Consider the following 15,083-nt stretch of genomic DNA (forward strand, 5'->3'; position numbering starts at 1 on the left):
GTACGGGCGGGCAGGGACGCCCCGTGGTCGGTCGGGCCGCGGGTCAGGCGGAGGAGCGCACCCAGGAGGCGTACAGGTTCGCGTACACGCCGGGCCGGGCCACGAGTTCGCTGTGCGAACCGCTCTGCACGATCCTGCCGTCGTCGAAGACCAGGACCCGGTCGGCGGCTTCGGCGGTGGACAGGCGGTGCGCGATCGCGACCGAGGTTCGGCCGCGGGTCAGCCGGTCCAGGGCCCGCTGGATACGGACCTCGGTGTGCGGGTCGACGGCCGAGGTGGCCTCGTCCAGGACGAGCAGGTCCGGGTCGGCGGTGTAGGCGCGGACGAGGGCGACGAGCTGCCGCTCCCCCGCGGAGAGGGACTCCCCCCGCTGGCCGACCGGGGTGTCGAGGCCGTGGGCCAGGCTGCCCAGCCAGTCGGACAGGCCGAGCTCGGTGACGGCCGCCTCCAGTTCGGCGTCGGTGCTCTCCGGGCGGGCGAAGCGGATGTTGTCACCCAGGGAGCTGTCGAAGAGGAACCCCTCCTGGGGGACCATGACGACGCGGCTGCGCAGTGAGGAGAAGGCGACCTCCCGGAGGTCGACTCCGTCCAGGCGGACGGTTCCGGACGCGGGGTCCATCAGCCGGGTGAGGAGCTTGACGAAGGTGGTCTTGCCCGATCCGGTCTCGCCGACGACGGCGACCCTGGTACCCGGGGTGATCTCGACGTCCACGCCGTCCAGGACGACGGGGCCCTCCGGGTAGGAGTAGGTGACGCCGTCGAACCCGACCCGGACCGGTCCGCGCGGCAGTACCCGCCCGGCCTCTCCGGGGTCGGCGATGTCGGGGACGGTGTCCAGGACGCCGAGGACCCGTCGCCAGCCCGCGATGGCGTTCTGTGCCTCGTTGAAGATCTCGGTGGCCATCATCATCGGTTGGATGAAGAGGGTCATCAGGAACAGGAAGGCGATGAGCTGGCCCGCTGTGAGGTCGCCGCCGATACCCAGCCACACGCCCACCAGGACGACCGCGGTGTTGCCGACCGCGGCGACGATCTCGGCGAAGGGTGAGACGGCCATGGACAGGCGCTGGGCGCGGACCTGGGCCCCGCGGGTGGCCAGGACGGTGGTGTCGATCCGGTCGGCGGTCCGCTCCTCGGTTCCGTGGGCGCGGATGACTGAGGCGCCCATGACGGTCTCGCCGATGGCGCCGAGCATTTCACCGGTGCGCTCGCGGACCTTCAGGTAGGCCCTGGAGAGGAGCTTCTGCAACCAGCGGACGCCGAAGAGCAGCGGCAGGAAGCAGAGCCAGACCACGAGGGTGAGCTGCCAGGAGTAGACCGCCATGAGGATGGTGGCGACCAGGAGCTGGCCGGTGCTGACGATCAGGAGCAGGCCGCCCCACTGCATGAAGGTGCTGATCTGGTCGACGTCGCCGGTGACGCGGGAGACCAGGGCGCCCTTGCGCTCGCTGTTCTGGGTGAGCACGGACAGGTCGTGCACGTGCCGGAAGGCCTTGCGGCGCAGGGTCGCCAGCCCGGACTCGGTGGCCCGGTAGAGCCGCAGGTTCATCAGGTACGAGCAGACCATGGTGATCACCAGGAGGCCGGCGCAGACCGTCACCATGCGGGTGACGAAGCCCAGGTCGGGGCCGCTGCTCCCGGTGAGTCCGTTGTCGATGATCTGTTGGACCGCGATGGGGACGATGACCTTGCCCGCTGTGGCGACGGCGGCGAAGGCCAGGGTGAGCCAGAGGCCCCTGGCGAACTCGGGGGACAGCTGGAGGCCGCGCTTGATCGTGTCGAGCGCGGAGTCCTCGTTGCGGTGCAGGGAGAGCAGGGGGTCCCGTTCGGGGCTCCGACCGGCCACCCGTTCCGACCTGTCGTCGGTACGGGCCTGAGTTGGTGCGCTCATCGGCTGGTCTCCTCGGTGGCGTCGGTGGCGTGTCCTCCGGTGGGGCGGTGCGGTTCCGCGGGCCCTGGCTCCTCGGGGATCGGGGCGCGCTCGGCCTCGCTCTCGGCCGAGGCGCGTTCGTAGGCGGTGACGAGCTTGGTGTAGCCGGGCGAGGAGGCCAGGAGTTCGGTGTGGGTGCCGCGGGCCAGGACGCGCCCGCCCTCCATGTAGAGGACCTCGTCCGCCAGTTCGATGGTGGCGCGGCGGTAGGCGACCACGACCACGGTGGCGGCCTCGTCGCGCTCGCTGAGCCCGGCGAGGATCTGGGCCTCGATCTGCGGGTCGACGGCCGAGGTGGCGTCGTCCATGATCAGGAGTCTGGGGCGGCGGACGATGGCGCGGGCCAGGGCCAGGCGCTGGCGCTGGCCGCCGGAGAGGGTGGTGCCCTTCTCGCCCAGCCGGGCGTCGAGCCCGCCGTCGAGTTCGGCGATGAAGCCGTCGGCCCGGGCCAGGCGCAGGGCGGCCCACACCTGGTCGTCGTCGGTCCCGGCCCTGCCGAGGGTGATGTTGTCCCGGACGGAGTCCTCGAAGACGAAGGTCGTCTGGGGTACGAGCGCCGCGTGCTCGGGTACCTGGTCGCGGGCGAGGTCGCGCAGGTCCACGCCGTCGTAGGAGACGGTGCCGGTGTCGGGGTCGACCAGCCGCATCAGGACGGTGGTGAGGGTGGACTTGCCCGCACCGGTGGGGCCGACGAGGGCGACGGTGCGTCCGGGGGCGATGTCGAGGTCGACGCCGTTGAGGACGGTGGTGCGGGCTCCGGTGGTGGTGTCGTCCATCAGGTCGCGGCCGCCGCCGTCGGCGTCGGCGTCGTAGGCGTCGGCGTAGGAGAAGATGACGCCGTGCGCGCTGAGGGCGAGGCCGCGGGGGGAGGGTTCGAGGGTCCGGTCGCCGTACTCCATGGTTCCGCCGGAGCGGAGGACGGACTGGACGCGGTCCCAGCCGACGACGCTGCGGGGCAGGTCGCCCAGGAGCCATCCGAAGGAGCGGATGGGCATGGTCAGGAGGGTGAAGAGGAAGGCGATCTGGACGAGTTCGCCGGGTTCGACGGCTCCGGTGGACAGGCGCCACATGCCCAGGAGGAGGACGGCGAGGACGCCGAGGTTGGGCAGGGCCTCCATGAAGGGGTCGAACAGGGAGCGCATGCGGCCGACCTGGATGAGGGCGTCGCGCAGGCGGTGGGCGGCCTGGGTGAAGCGTTCGGTCTCGGTGTCCTCCCGTCCCAGGGTCTTGACGACGAGGGCGCCGTCGAAGGATTCGTGGGCGACCCCGCTGACCTCGGCCCGCAGGGCCTGGGCGCGGGAGGCCATCGGGGAGACCCGGCGTTGGAAGGAGACGTTGGCGGCGGCCAGGACGGGGAAGACGACGAAGGCGACCAGGGCGAGGACCGGGTCGGTGACGATCATGGCGACGGAGGCGATGATCAGCATGAACACGCTGCCGACGACCATGGGCAGCGGGGCGAGGGGCTGCCAGGCGGCTTCGACGTCGGCGTTGGCGTTGGAGAGCAGTTGGCCGGTGGGGTGCCGGTGGTGCCAGGACAGGGGCAGTTCGAGGTACTTGCGGGCGACGGAGCGACGGTAGCGGGCCTGCATGCGGAACTGCATGAGTCCGGCGAGGAGGCGTCTGACGGCCAGGCCCACGGCCTTGCCGAGTCCGACCGCCATCAGCAGGGCCGCCGCGGCGAGCAGGGCGGCCGCGGTGGTCTCGCCGGAGGCGAAGGCCGGAAGGATGGTGTGGTCGGTGAGGTAGCCGAGCACGGAGGCGGAGCCGACGGTGACGGCGGCGTGCAGCATGGCTCCGGCGACGGCCGCGAGGAAGATCCACGGTTCGGTGCGGGCGGCGACCACCAGGACGCGCACGCCCCTGGTGAAGACGCCCCTGTGCTGGGGGGTCGCGGGTCGGTCGGCGGTGTCCTCGGTTCCGTTTCCGGAGGGCGGGGCCTCCCCTCGGGTTCCCTGGTCCGCCGTCGTGGTGCCCTGCGCCATACGCCCCCGCTTCCGTTCCGCGGCCGGTCGCTCCGGCCCGGTCGAGCCGCGCTCCGGCCGGCTCCGGGCATACCGAAGGACACGGAGCGCGCGTCGGCCAACCTATCCAGCGGTACCGACAGCTTCCACCGGATTGTTTCAGCGCGGGGCGCATCCGTGCTATTCCGTACAACTCAAACTAGCCCAAAACTCACATCGATCCTCTGACCTGCAAAAACACAGGTTTTACCTGCTGTCAGCCCATCGCACAACGCATGAAGTGCGACGTTACCGACACCGGATCAGGCACAGGACAGAGGCAACATGACCACCCTCACCGCCCTAGAGACCTCCTACCGCAGGCAGCTACGCGCACGCGGACTCTCAGACGCCACCACGGACAACTACCTGAGATCGCTGCGTGCCCTGGTCGCCTGGTTGGACACCAACGGACTCCCCAAGGAAGTCGAGCAGATCACCCGGCACCAGCTCCAAGACTTCGTACTCGACACTGCTGACAACACCAGCGCCGCCACTGCCCGATTCCATCTCGGCAACCTGCGACCGTTCTTTGGGTGGCTGTGCTCCGATGAGGAACGCATCCTGCCTCGGGATGCCAACTCGGCCACCGGGGTCCGCTGCCCCAAACCCAAACCTGTCGCCCGCCCCACCTTCACCGGCGACCAGGTGGCTGCGTTCCTGCGGGCATGCCGAGGCTCTACCTTCGACGACCGGAGAGACACCGCGATCATCCGCGTGTTCGCTGATACCGGTGTACGCATCAGCGGGCTCGTGGGCATGCGGTATACCCCGGACGCGGGCCACAACCTCGAAAACCCCGCCACGGACGTCAGCCTGGACACCAACCCGCCTCTGGTGCGGTTCCGGCTCAAAGGCGGCAAGCCGCACCTGGTACCCGTGTCCGCTGCCACCGTCGGCGCAGTCGACCGTTATCTGAGGGCACGGGCCAGTCACCCCAAAGCGGCCAACCCCGCACTGTGGATCGGACGCACAGGCGCTATCAGCGGCCCCGGGGTAGCGAAGATGCTCAAAAAACGCGCCCACCAGGCGGGGCTGGAAGGTGTGCGCGTACACACCCACCGCTGGCGCCGCACACGCGCCACCCAACTTTTGGACGCCGGGGCTTCCGCCGAAACCGTCGCCGAACTCCTCGGCTGGTCCGACCTAAGCATGGTTGCCACGTATGCCTCAGAGTCGCGACAGCGACGGGCATGGAACGAACTCCGCAACCTGCAACTCTGACCACCCTCGCCAACCCGCACCACAGGGGGACAACATGACCACCACCGATACCGGACACCGCATGCTCATGGTGATGAGCACCGGGCACGACCTGCCCGTGAACACTGTCACCACCGCCAACGGCGCGGTCACCCGTGTGGACGTGCCCGGCGACCTCGCATCCCACCTGGACTACCTCGCCGAGTTCGCCCGAACCTACCTGGAAGCGTCCGAACGGGAGCGGAACAACATCCGCGACGCCATCGACCAGGCCACCGGCCGGTAGGCACACATGACGAACCCCCGGGCACATGCTCGGGGGTTTTGCTGCTCGGGGAGGGCGCGCCCCGTGTGCGTGGAGCTACCCGGCCTGCCGTACCCCAGCGAGTAGCGCCACCCACTGGCCAGCGGGCACGGCGAGCGTCGCCCTCTCGGGGTGTTTCGAGTCCCGCACCTCAGCACGCCCCGCCACACCCCGGCACGCCACGCAGTCACTCCCATTGGGGCTGTGGGAGCTTGTACGCCATTCGGGGCTCATCGGGGACCTTCCAGGGCTTCCAGGGACAGAGCAGCGGGCAGCGCCGACGCCAACGCGGTGGACACCATCGACGTCAACCGAGGATGCATCGACGCATCTGCCAATACCGTACCGGTCGCATGGTCACTGGACACCGCGAGTTCCCCCGACGCGAACCGGAACACCATCACCGGGGCGACAGGAACAACCAACACCGGCCCCTTGGGAACCAGGTGCACACTCACCCGGCCCGAACCCGCCCACCCCCGTAACGTCTCCACCTGCTCCGTCCGCACCTGCGCCGAGAACGCATCCAGCGCCGACACCGGGAACACCGCCGTCATCCGCAGCTCGGGGAGCTGCTCCAACCGTTGGCACCTCAGCCGTACCAGGCGGTCCACGTCAGCGTCCGGCGCCCACGGGCGCGACGCCCGGAACACCTCCCGGGCATAGGACTCCGATTGGAGATACCCGGGAACCAGCACCGGGGCCACGACGTCCACCGTCCGGGCTTCGGCTTCGATCGTCGACAGATCGCGCGCCCATGGCGGAAGGGTGAACCCGTCTTTCGCCTCGTTGAACCGCGCGAGGAGACGCCCGTCCGCGTTCAACAGCCGGTCGAGCCGTTCGGCGTTCTCCCGTTTCGGGAGACTGCCGCCCCTCTCCCACCGGTTCAACGACGACAACGACATGCCGGATGTCGCGGCGAGTTGGGATTGTGTGAGTTGGCAGGCTTCCCGGGATCGGGTGAGTTCGTTCGCGAACACGTTGGGGGGCATACGGGAACGCTACCGGCAGCGGCCCCGGGAGAGGCTGGGAATCGTGCAGAACACTATGGGAAACCGGCGGGAGACCGGACCCTCGGATACATGGAAGACATCGACCCTCGCGTGACCTACCTCCGCGACCTCCAAACGGTCCTCAGCTCCCGCCAACTGGGCAGCAAGCTCGCCACCACCATGCACCGGGGCAACCTCACCCCCACCCTGTGCTGCGACCCCTACCTGGGGCAGGCGGCCGTCCGTGTCGAAGACGACCAGTTCACGTTCCTCGGCGTGACGGAGTCCCGCGTTCGGGTGCCCGTCACCGAACCGGCCGAGTGCGTCAACCGACTCGTCAGGGAGCGCGCCGGGCTCGTGCCCTCCCCACAGAGCGCGTGAACACCAACGACCCGGCGGCGGACGCCTGGCGGCGGCTGCTCGCCCAAACCGCCCCACGCCGACCCCCCTCCGTGCGCAAGACGTTCGCGACCGGCCCACTCCCCAAACGCACCCCGGGCGCCTCCTACCGGATGAACCCGCCCGGCCCCCGCAAAGACACCTAAGACAGAAGAGCTTCGATGTGGCGCTTCAACGGCTCCCGCAACTCCGGATGGAACCCCTCCTCAATCGCCGAGGAGATCCATGAAGCCGCGTACACCTGGGCCAGCAGCCCACTGTCACCGGCCAACTCGTCGGCGAAGTCGACTCGGACCCGGTCTGCGGTCGGGGGATGCGTCAGCGAGTAGGTGAGCAGGCAAGCGGCGTCGAACCCGGCAGGCGCCAACCCGAACCCTTCCCAGTCCAACACGACCAGCCGCGGTGCAAGGAGGTTCGCCCAGTGCCAGTCACCATGAGCGGATTCCCAGACGATCCCGGACGTGTCCAGGGCGGGCGCGACCTTGTGCACCCACCGGGCAACGTGCTTGGGCGAGCGGGAACGCCCAGCAGCCGACGTGGCCCTGATGGTGTCGTGGGTGGCACGGAGGTCCGCCCACCATTCCTCATCCACCCCGGGGTCGGTGGCGAGTGTGGGGGTCGGCGAGATGGCTTGCTGGTCAACGTGCTCGAACAGGTAGGCGCGGACGGTGACCTGCCCGTCTTCGGGGTCGGATTCCGTCCACTCGGCGGTGTCGACCACACGCGGCATCGGTACCTGGTCGGCAAGGGCTTGGGATTCGTCGATGGCGTTGGGGCGCACCCACACCGGGGGTTGGGGGACGGGGGCGACCCGCAGCCAGTACCGGACGCCGTCGCGGGTGGCGACGGCGGAGACGGTGGCGTCCAGGAGCCCGAGGCGCCAGGGCCCTGCCAGGTCGGCCCGCAGTACCCCGAGGGCATGGTGTCCGTGGTCCTGAGTCATCCTCATGCGCGTGGTCCTCCCTGGGGGGTTCCGTCCGAGAGGGAACGTAGCACTGACCTTTCACCCCCCGAAGGAGAATCATGAAGCTCGAAACGGCGTACACCGGTACGCACGAGAAGGACGAGTCCGAGGACAACACCACCAACGTCATCGGCAAGTGCGGTTGCGGCTGCGGCGAGTCGGCCGGTTGGTGCAACGGCTCCGTCTGACCTGATCTCTGTTCCTAGACCCCCCTTGCTCTAGGGAGACCCCCGGCCACCACTGGTCGGGGGTTTGTCATGACCTCAGCCATCACCAGCGACAGGCCCAAGCCGGGAGACTCGGGCCTGCCTACCTCCGGGGATCAACCGGGGGTGATTTGTATTAAGTCATGTACCAAGTGGGTGTCAATGAACGAGGGAGGGAAACGGCCCAGGGTCGGCGGGGTCGGTGGTTCCGCGTTTTTCTCGATCGTTACCAGCCCCCCTCCCCTTCGGGGTGGTGGGGTTTTGGTTTTTGTGTGTGAGGTTTGTGTTTGTGGTCCGGTCGGGTTTGTGTTTGGAGTCCGCCGGGGTTGAGGTGTGTTGTCCGCCGGGTGGTGGTCGGTGGTCGTTGACCATTCACCAACGTCGGCTGTTGTTCGGCGGGTGTTGTGGTGCGCGGTTTCCTCGGCGGCTGTTGCAGGTGCGGTGTGCTTCGCGGAGGTTGTCGATGGTGGGTGGTCCGCCTTGGCTGAGTGGGGTTTGGTGGTCGGCGGTCCAGGCCATTGGGTGCTGAGGGTTGTCTTCGGTTAGTTGCATGTCGATTGGTTGTGCGCAAAGCCAACAGATGTTTGTGCCTTCGCGTTTTAGTTGGGCGACTGCTTGTCGGTAGGTGGTTCCGTCTCGTGCGGTGGAGGTGCGGGGTCGGTGGCTGGTCATGGTGTGCCTTGGGTGGTGGGTGGGGTGGGGGTGTGGGGGTGGCATGGGGTGAGGGGGTAGGGGCAGGGGGGGTGGAGGGGTAGGGGTGGGTGCCTGGTGGGGGTAGGGGTGGCGGGGGCGGCGGGTGTGCGGTGCCTTGGGTGTGCGGTGGTGGGGTGTGTGGTGGCTGTGCACCTGGTGGGGGGTGTGGGTGGTTGGGGTAGGGCATGGGCTGGTGGGGGGGGTGGGGTGTGCCTGCCTGTTTGTCAGCCCGTTGGCTGTCGGGTCGGTGGTGTAGCGCAGCACCAGAACTTCAGGGCAGTTGACCTGTGTTCATGTGCTGGTGGTGCTGGCACGGCGTTGGGGGTGCGGGTGGTGGGGGTGGTTGGCCCGGTGCCTTTGTGCCCGCCCTTCCCTCGCTCAGCCCCTCGGTACGAACAGGCCCCGACACTTTCGAGGGCCCGCCGTTGAGAGGGGGCCGGGTTGTGTGAAGGACCCTGGGTTTATGGAAGGGGCCGGGTGTTTGTGCAAGGGAGCCCAGTTGTGTGCAGCCCCATCCACACTCTGAATACGCCCGCCTCTGTCTTGGGTTCCCCACACGTGGAAAACCCCCGGACACCGCGAGGTATCCGGGGGGTTCCGAAGACGGGCGGGCAGGTCGGCGAGGACCCAAGGAATCTCCGACCTTGCCCCCATCGAGGATATAGGTTTGACCCGCCCGTCTCGGTCTTATGCCGTGGTGGCGACGTTCAGCATCCGGAATGCGTTGTCATTCACGGAGTCAGCTCCGGTGCGTGCCCACAGTAGCGCCCCCCGCTGCCCCGTTGGGCGCTGATTGGCACCCACCAGGTTCGGGATCAGCTCCATTGTCGAACCGATACGGGTCACGATCACGTAGTTCGAGAAGTCGCCGTAGAGCAGAATCCGGTTGTCGGCGGTCGCCCCCGTGTCGATGTTCGCGACGGCATCCATGTTCGACAACTCATCGAGTGGCTTGCGCAACAGCCGCCCGTCATTGATCTCGGGGAACAGGCGAGCCCCGTTGCCGGTCTCGAACTGCGCTGCGCTGTTGATCGTGCTGATCTCGGCGCACCATTGCGCATTGGCAGAGAATCGCGGCGGTAGCGCGTTCTGCACCGCGTACACGTCGTCGGACGCGAACGTCTCGGCGGTTTCTGGGCTCAGTTCGCTCGCAGTGCCGACGAGCGCGGTGATGATGCCCGTGGGCTGTCCGGTGCCGGTGCCGGTGGTGAATGCGGTTGCGTGCAGTTGGTCGAGTCCGTCGGCGAGTAGTTTCCCGAGTTCGTCCATGAACCCGGGCGCGTCCATGCCGACCTCGAATGAGAACGGCACGAAGGCGTCGCCGAGGTGCACGGGAATGGACGGCTGCGTGAGCGTCGGAGATGCGTCAGCGGCTTCGGCTGCTTCGGCCTTCCATTCGGCGGTGACGCCAGCCGAGGTGACGCCGTTCCACGTGTCCCCGGCGACGGTGACGTTCCGGCTGATCGCCCTGAGCGGGTTGATGGACCCGTCCGAGGTCAGGGTGATGGCTGGGTCCAAGTGGGCTGGGATCAGGTGGCCACCAGCCGAGTCGGTCAGCGACATGGCGCGCTGCTCGGTCCGGAACAGTTCGGCGGTACGCCACGCTTCGGCCTCGTCTGCTTCCCACAGCAGGTGTCCGTGCAGCGGGTCGGCGCACTTCTTCGCGAAGGCCCGCGCATAGGAGTCGCTACCGGTGGCGAGCAGCCAACGCGCGGTGTGCGTCTGGGAGTGCGCGGACCCATCGCGGGCGATGAGGCGGTCGACGGTGGTCGCGGCGTGGTCGGGCATGTGCCCGCTGTCGTGAGACCGTTCGAGTTCACGGCGGGCCTGGTCACGCAGGGTGTCGCCGGGCGTGCGGGTGCGTCGGGAGCTGGCGTGGTCGGGGTCGTAGTGGCTGACCCCCGATTCGGAGGAGCCCTTCGCGTTCAGTGAGCGAACTCTTTCCAGATCGAGTTCGCGGCGCTCCTGGGCGAGGTCGGCGAACTCGGCGAGAAGGGCGTCAGCCTCGCGCCCTTGGGCGCGGGTGGGGTTCTTGTAGGAACCGATTTCCCCGGTGCGGGCAGTGATTTCGTGCATTCTCTGGGTGATTTCATCGCGCCGTGACATGGCGAACTCCTTTTATAGGGCACGAAAAAGAGAGTCCGAGCGTCGCGGCGACCCATTGGCCGCTGGCGGGCATTCCCGCGCTCCGAGCTTCGGAGTGGGGTGCGGGTGGAAGTGTGTCCGGCGCGCACCGTTCTCCCATTGTACCTATTCGAGGTCGAGGGCGGCTATGGCGGTTACCCAGTCCGGGGGGACGGCGGGGTCGGCGAGGATCTCCGACCATGCGAATACCCGGCCGGTGAGAACTCCTCGCCCGGATGTTGCGAGGTCTGCCCAGAATTCCTTTACCCACTTCGGGGTGTCGTCGGGCAGCCGTTGGGTCATCGCTTCGATCGCGAGAATCAGGGTTTTGAGTTCGGCATCGGTGGCGCGGTCGACGCGGGCGGTTACGTAGTCGCCGGGGGTGGGTCGCTGGGTCATGGATGCCTCTTCCGGTGGCTTCTGTGGCGCTCTGACAGCTTTGTGGGTGTTCTGTGGGGTTCAGTGCGGGTCTGGGTGTTCTGTCGCTTCTGTGTCGCCCTGAGTGGGTCGACAGTGGTCGGGTTCGATGAGGTCGCACAGCCACGGGTCACGACCGAGGCACCGGGGGCAGACGTCCCCGTGATGGATGGGTACGGCCCGGTTGATGTGCACCGGCCGCTCGCAGCACCAGCAAGGCACCTCGTCGAAGCCGAGCTGTAGGCCGCGTGGGTGCCCGCCGGGGGTGCGGCGGTGGTGGTCGTGGCGGCGGGGATTGCGGCGGCTCACCCGTGGTCCCCCGGTGTGTGGTGGTCATTGCCGTCGACGAGCGCGTGGGCGGCTGCTCGGAGTGCTCCGGGGAGCGGGTGGCTGTCAAGGGCCGCGTGGGCGGCCGAGGCGGTCCGTGTCGTGTCCAGGGCGGTTGCCGCGCACAAACAGGCGCGCCTCCAAAACGATCCGTCAGGGTGGACGTTGGCGCGTTCCCGCAGGTGGGCGGCGAGGTCAGCGTTCGAGTTCATGCGGCTTCGGCTCCTTCCGTTTCCGCTCGGCACTGCGGGCATATCGGCTTGCCGCTGGCCGGGTGGGGTGATGCTCCGCCCGACACCCAGTGGGTGCACTTGGGCCCCTGCTTGAGTTCGGCGAGTCGTGCGGCCACGTCCGCCTTGGTGGTCTGGGCGCGGACAGTTCGGATGAGTTCGGCGAGCTGGGCGGCATCCCACCCGGCGAGATAACGGTGAGTGGCCACCTTGTGCGGGTGGTGTTTGTGAATGTGGTCGATGATGGTCTTCATCTCCTCGGCTCTCGCGCCTGCGCGCGTGAGGATGGTGACCAACTCGGGAGGAAGAGGAGTTTCTTCTAGTACTTCTTCTTCTGTACTTCTTAGAGACGTACCGCTTACCGACATGCCGGTAGGCGGTACGTCGGTGTGACCTGGCAAAACTTCCGTTTTCGCAGGTGGTACCGACGTGCCACTTTCGGCACCTCGGTCCGACATGCCGGTTCCGGCATCTCGGTGATCGGGAGTGTCATAGACAGCCAAAGACGTCACCATTCGCCCGTCCTGTCCACGCTCACGAGTGCGCAGCAGGTATCCGCACTCCTCCAACTCCGCGAACGCGGACCGGAATGCACGTCGGCCCTCCGCAGACTCCCCACGGTTCTTACGGGCATTCCGCCACATGTCGTCGGCGTTCGTGTCCCAACCATCCGGTCGGGAAAGGAGTTCAGCAAGAACGCCCCGCGCCGTGTAGCTGAGACGCTCATCCCGGATAACCGCGTTCGGCAGGATCATGAAGTTTTCCGTGTGCTTAGAGCGGTGAATCCTCACGGGAGATCAGCCCCAGCCGGATAGGTTCGCGCCAAGATGATGACGACCTTCCGGCCGCACCGGGCACGCCGAGGTCCGGCCAATCCCTCATGGGTCGCGGACCTTCCGATATGCGAACCAGCGCACCGGGGACAGCGGTACGTCATCGCCCACAGACTCCGGCCAGCGGACGGGGCAAAGGCAGAAGCGAGCGCCACGAACGAGGCACCGGTGTCATCCTGCCTGGTATAATCGGGGGTAACAGATCTTGGTGTGGTCTGGTGTGTGGCCCGACCCCGGGTGGTGCTGGGGTCGGGCTTTTTCATGTTCGGCACGTCGTGTTCCTCGCGTCCTCCTGTGCATGTGAGGGTTGGGCAATTCGGGTGAGCAGGTGCGGTCTACTCGGCTTCCTCGCCGTCGCGAATCCGCTTGTTCCGGCTGCGGGCCTTCGCGGACGCGAGCTGCATGCGTTTGAAGTGCGCGGCTTTGGCGTTCTCCGCCATCCGGGCGCGGATCTCGGGGTCGAGAGTTCCGTCGGGGTCTACCTGCTTCTCGAATCGGGCTTGTAGCCCGGCCTGTCCGCGTTCTCCGTTGGCGGTACGGTCGGCGGTCCGTGCCCACCTTTCGTTCGCTGCGATGGAAGCGCGGACACTTTTCTCGTTGTCGCTGAGTTCGTATCGGGCCATTGCGAAGCTCCCTTGGTTGGGTGCTCCTAATTCTGGCGGCGTGCGGTGACTCGCAACCCCCTTCGTTTACCCCTGGGGGTATCTATTCGGGGGTCTGCGGGCACACGAAAACCCCGGGGCCCCCGCAACTGGGGCCCCGGGGTTCCTTGCTGGCCTAGCGCTTCGTGTTCTCCGGGAACCGCATGCCGTCGAAGGTGGCGCGGAAGTCGTCGGACGCCTAAGGGAGATCGACGACAACATGATTGAAGAGAAGACGGAAGTTGTCGTAGTAGCGGTTCAGCCCGACAACTCTGGAGGAAGGTGGTCTGCTCCGCCTAGTTCGCCTTGACTGTCATCGCCTGCGCGGGGCGGCCCCTCCGGGATCTGGTGGCGTTACAGCAGGAACCGTCGCCCGCAGCCTCAGAGGAGCCCGTCACAGGTCGCCGCTGGGCCCCCTCGGCGCCCGACACCCACACGTGGCCCGATCCTGCCCGGGGTTTTGCGTTAGCGTTATTCGTCGCACAGCGCATGGTGGTAAGATGGCGTTTTCGCAGGTCAGAGGGCTATCGCACACCGCAATCCGAGATCTTGTTCCGTACAACCCGAACTTCGTCGGGGAGCCGGGGTGTGCACGCGCACGGGCCCGGGGCGCCGCGGTCGGCGTCCCGGGCCCCCGGGGTCGGAGCGGCGCACCGGCTAGCAGCCACTGACCGCCTCCGGTTCCCCGGTGTCCTGCGTGTTCTCGGCCGGGGCCTGCTCCGCGGGGGCCTGGGCGGCTCCGGAGCGCGCCTCGCCGGCCTCGTAGGTGACGGACCCCTTGTAGGTCAGGCGGCCGAACGCGCCGTCCGCCCCGATCCCGAGCTCCTTCTGGGCCATCTTCACCGCGTCGACCGTGGCCTGGTCGTACAGCGCGCTGCCCGTGTCGAGGTCGGCGTTGAACTTCTCGTTGAGCACCGCCTTGATGCCGAGGACCGCGTGGCCGCGGTCGCCGAGCCGGTAGGCGTCACTCCGGGCCGGGAAGTGCATGTTCCGGATCTTGATCCGGTGTGTTGGTGGAACAACCCCCGTCCTTCGGGTCGGGGTCAGCCGCCCTCCCCTGGAATGTCGCAGGCTCGCGCCACTGTCCTTGCCGCAGGCTGCGGAGGGGAGGTGTTCTCACTGTGCTGACAGGATTCCGGTACCGGCTCGCGCTCACCGAGCAGCAGGCGGAGCAGTGTGTGGAGTTCGGCGATGTGTGCCGTGCGGTGTGGAACACCGCCCTGGACCAGCGCCGCCAAGCCGTCAGGCGGTGGAAACGCGGCCCAGAACACCAAACAGCGCGGATGGACCAGCCCCGACGGGTGAGCCGTGCCAGCCTGCGGAGACCTCTGGGTGACCATGTCGACGAAGCAGGAACCGGCTGGGGCCGTAAGGCACCAGCACCGACCGGGCTCGGCGGGTCTGGTCGGAATCCTCCCCGTTCACGAGGAGGAGGAAGTCAAGTATCCGAGGTGGCTCATGAAGTGCTGCGCGGACTCGACGTCGACGCTCGGGCCGGGGCTGTCGACCGGGTAGACCGGCCAGGTCCGTGCCTCGATCCGCTCGATGGTCGCCGCCGGGGTGCGCTCGAAGTCGTCCGCGGAGGCGGCCGGGGCCGTGAGGGCCACGCCGCACAGGGCGATGGCTCCGGCCGTGGCGAGGGAGGCGATCCGTCGGGCGAATCCGCTGGTGAGATGGCATGCATGGCTACTGGCTCCCCTGTAGGGCTTGCAAGACGGCACCATGCTCACACGGATCACGATTGCGTTAACGCAAAGCCACTCCATGGCAACGCTCTGTGTTCTTCCTGGTTAAGCGTCGGCCCCGGACCGGGACCG

The 15,083-nt window shown here is 67.8% G+C and carries 17 protein-coding genes and 1 pseudogene; 5 read left to right on the top strand and 13 right to left on the bottom strand.

Annotation, left to right across the window (positions count from 1 at the left end):
- Positions 1 to 43: 43 nt before the first annotated feature.
- Together IE195_RS16125 and IE195_RS16130 are read right to left on the bottom strand one after the other, a co-directional pair.
- Positions 44 to 1,891 carry an ABC transporter ATP-binding protein gene (locus tag IE195_RS16125; protein WP_191272244.1) on the bottom strand — a complete coding sequence of 616 codons (1,848 nt, stop codon included), beginning with the start codon at positions 1,889 to 1,891 and terminating at the stop codon, positions 44 to 46.
- Positions 1,888 to 3,915 carry an ABC transporter ATP-binding protein gene (locus IE195_RS16130; protein WP_191272246.1) on the bottom strand — a complete coding sequence of 676 codons (2,028 nt, stop codon included), beginning with the start codon at positions 3,913 to 3,915 and terminating at the stop codon, positions 1,888 to 1,890. The genes IE195_RS16125 and IE195_RS16130 overlap by 4 nt, the downstream gene beginning before the upstream one ends.
- 303 nt (positions 3,916 to 4,218) lie before the next feature.
- Here IE195_RS16130 and IE195_RS16135 point away from each other — a divergent pair, with 303 nt between their 5' ends.
- Positions 4,219 to 5,157 (top strand): tyrosine-type recombinase/integrase, encoded by a 939-nt coding sequence (locus IE195_RS16135; RefSeq protein WP_191272248.1) that lies wholly within the window; start codon positions 4,219 to 4,221, stop codon positions 5,155 to 5,157.
- A 34-nt stretch (positions 5,158 to 5,191) separates the two neighbouring features.
- The gene (locus IE195_RS16140; RefSeq protein WP_191272250.1) at positions 5,192 to 5,422 is read left to right on the top strand and encodes a hypothetical protein; all 231 of its coding nucleotides are present in this window, start codon (positions 5,192 to 5,194) and stop codon (positions 5,420 to 5,422) included.
- Between the two features lie 75 nt (positions 5,423 to 5,497).
- On the opposite strand, the gene IE195_RS16145 is transcribed toward IE195_RS16140, so the two are convergent.
- Together IE195_RS16145 and IE195_RS16150 are read right to left on the bottom strand one after the other, a co-directional pair.
- A complete protein-coding gene (locus tag IE195_RS16145) occupies positions 5,498 to 5,674 on the bottom strand; it encodes a DUF397 domain-containing protein (RefSeq protein ID WP_191272252.1) in 177 nt (58 codons plus the stop codon).
- Complete coding sequence (locus tag IE195_RS16150) at positions 5,671 to 6,432, bottom strand: Scr1 family TA system antitoxin-like transcriptional regulator (RefSeq protein WP_191272255.1); 762 nt, start codon at positions 6,430 to 6,432, stop codon at positions 5,671 to 5,673. The genes IE195_RS16145 and IE195_RS16150 overlap by 4 nt, the downstream gene beginning before the upstream one ends.
- A gap of 90 nt (positions 6,433 to 6,522) precedes the next feature.
- Between IE195_RS16150 and IE195_RS16155 the strand changes: the two genes are divergently transcribed.
- Positions 6,523 to 6,813: a hypothetical protein gene (locus IE195_RS16155; protein ID WP_191272257.1), complete on the top strand. Its 291-nt coding sequence runs from the start codon at positions 6,523 to 6,525 to the stop codon at positions 6,811 to 6,813.
- 160 nt (positions 6,814 to 6,973) lie between these two features.
- Here IE195_RS16155 and IE195_RS16160 read toward each other — a convergent pair whose 3' ends face one another.
- A complete protein-coding gene (locus tag IE195_RS16160) occupies positions 6,974 to 7,780 on the bottom strand; it encodes a phosphotransferase (protein WP_225942483.1) in 807 nt (268 codons plus the stop codon).
- A 74-nt stretch (positions 7,781 to 7,854) separates the two neighbouring features.
- On the opposite strand from IE195_RS16160, the gene IE195_RS26505 reads away from it, so the two are divergent.
- Positions 7,855 to 7,983 carry a hypothetical protein gene (locus IE195_RS26505; protein ID WP_264081835.1) on the top strand — a complete coding sequence of 43 codons (129 nt, stop codon included), beginning with the start codon at positions 7,855 to 7,857 and terminating at the stop codon, positions 7,981 to 7,983.
- 390 nt (positions 7,984 to 8,373) lie between these two features.
- On the opposite strand, the gene IE195_RS26710 is transcribed toward IE195_RS26505, so the two are convergent.
- The 7 genes from IE195_RS26710 to IE195_RS16195 all read right to left on the bottom strand — a co-directional run bounded on the left by IE195_RS26710 (position 8,374) and on the right by IE195_RS16195 (position 14,253).
- The gene (locus IE195_RS26710; protein ID WP_373295664.1) at positions 8,374 to 8,718 is read right to left on the bottom strand and encodes an HNH endonuclease; all 345 of its coding nucleotides are present in this window, start codon (positions 8,716 to 8,718) and stop codon (positions 8,374 to 8,376) included.
- Between the two features lie 663 nt (positions 8,719 to 9,381).
- The gene (locus IE195_RS16170) at positions 9,382 to 10,800 is read right to left on the bottom strand and encodes a phage major capsid protein (RefSeq protein WP_191272262.1); all 1,419 of its coding nucleotides are present in this window, start codon (positions 10,798 to 10,800) and stop codon (positions 9,382 to 9,384) included.
- A 144-nt stretch (positions 10,801 to 10,944) separates the two neighbouring features.
- A complete protein-coding gene (locus tag IE195_RS16175; RefSeq protein WP_191272264.1) occupies positions 10,945 to 11,217 on the bottom strand; it encodes a hypothetical protein in 273 nt (90 codons plus the stop codon).
- Between the two features lie 323 nt (positions 11,218 to 11,540).
- Positions 11,541 to 11,774, bottom strand: coding sequence for a hypothetical protein (locus IE195_RS16180; protein ID WP_191272266.1), 234 nt, complete (start codon positions 11,772 to 11,774; stop codon positions 11,541 to 11,543).
- The gene (locus tag IE195_RS16185) at positions 11,771 to 12,547 is read right to left on the bottom strand and encodes a hypothetical protein (protein ID WP_191272268.1); all 777 of its coding nucleotides are present in this window, start codon (positions 12,545 to 12,547) and stop codon (positions 11,771 to 11,773) included. The genes IE195_RS16180 and IE195_RS16185 overlap by 4 nt, the downstream gene beginning before the upstream one ends.
- A gap of 413 nt (positions 12,548 to 12,960) precedes the next feature.
- On the bottom strand, positions 12,961 to 13,248 hold the full coding sequence (locus tag IE195_RS16190) for a hypothetical protein (protein WP_191272270.1): 288 nt from the start codon (positions 13,246 to 13,248) through the stop codon (positions 12,961 to 12,963).
- A gap of 675 nt (positions 13,249 to 13,923) precedes the next feature.
- The gene (locus tag IE195_RS16195; protein WP_191272272.1) at positions 13,924 to 14,253 is read right to left on the bottom strand and encodes a hypothetical protein; all 330 of its coding nucleotides are present in this window, start codon (positions 14,251 to 14,253) and stop codon (positions 13,924 to 13,926) included.
- A 134-nt stretch (positions 14,254 to 14,387) separates the two neighbouring features.
- On the opposite strand from IE195_RS16195, the pseudogene IE195_RS26510 reads away from it, so the two are divergent.
- A pseudogene (locus IE195_RS26510) lies at positions 14,388 to 14,501 on the top strand (helix-turn-helix domain-containing protein); the annotation flags it as partial.
- A 186-nt stretch (positions 14,502 to 14,687) separates the two neighbouring features.
- Here IE195_RS26510 and IE195_RS16205 read toward each other — a convergent pair.
- Positions 14,688 to 14,996: a hypothetical protein gene (locus tag IE195_RS16205; protein WP_191272274.1), complete on the bottom strand. Its 309-nt coding sequence runs from the start codon at positions 14,994 to 14,996 to the stop codon at positions 14,688 to 14,690.
- Positions 14,997 to 15,083 lie beyond the last annotated feature (87 nt).

The organism is Nocardiopsis terrae, from assembly GCF_014651695.1.
Classification (GTDB): Bacteria; Actinomycetota; Actinomycetes; order Streptosporangiales; family Streptosporangiaceae; genus Nocardiopsis; species Nocardiopsis terrae.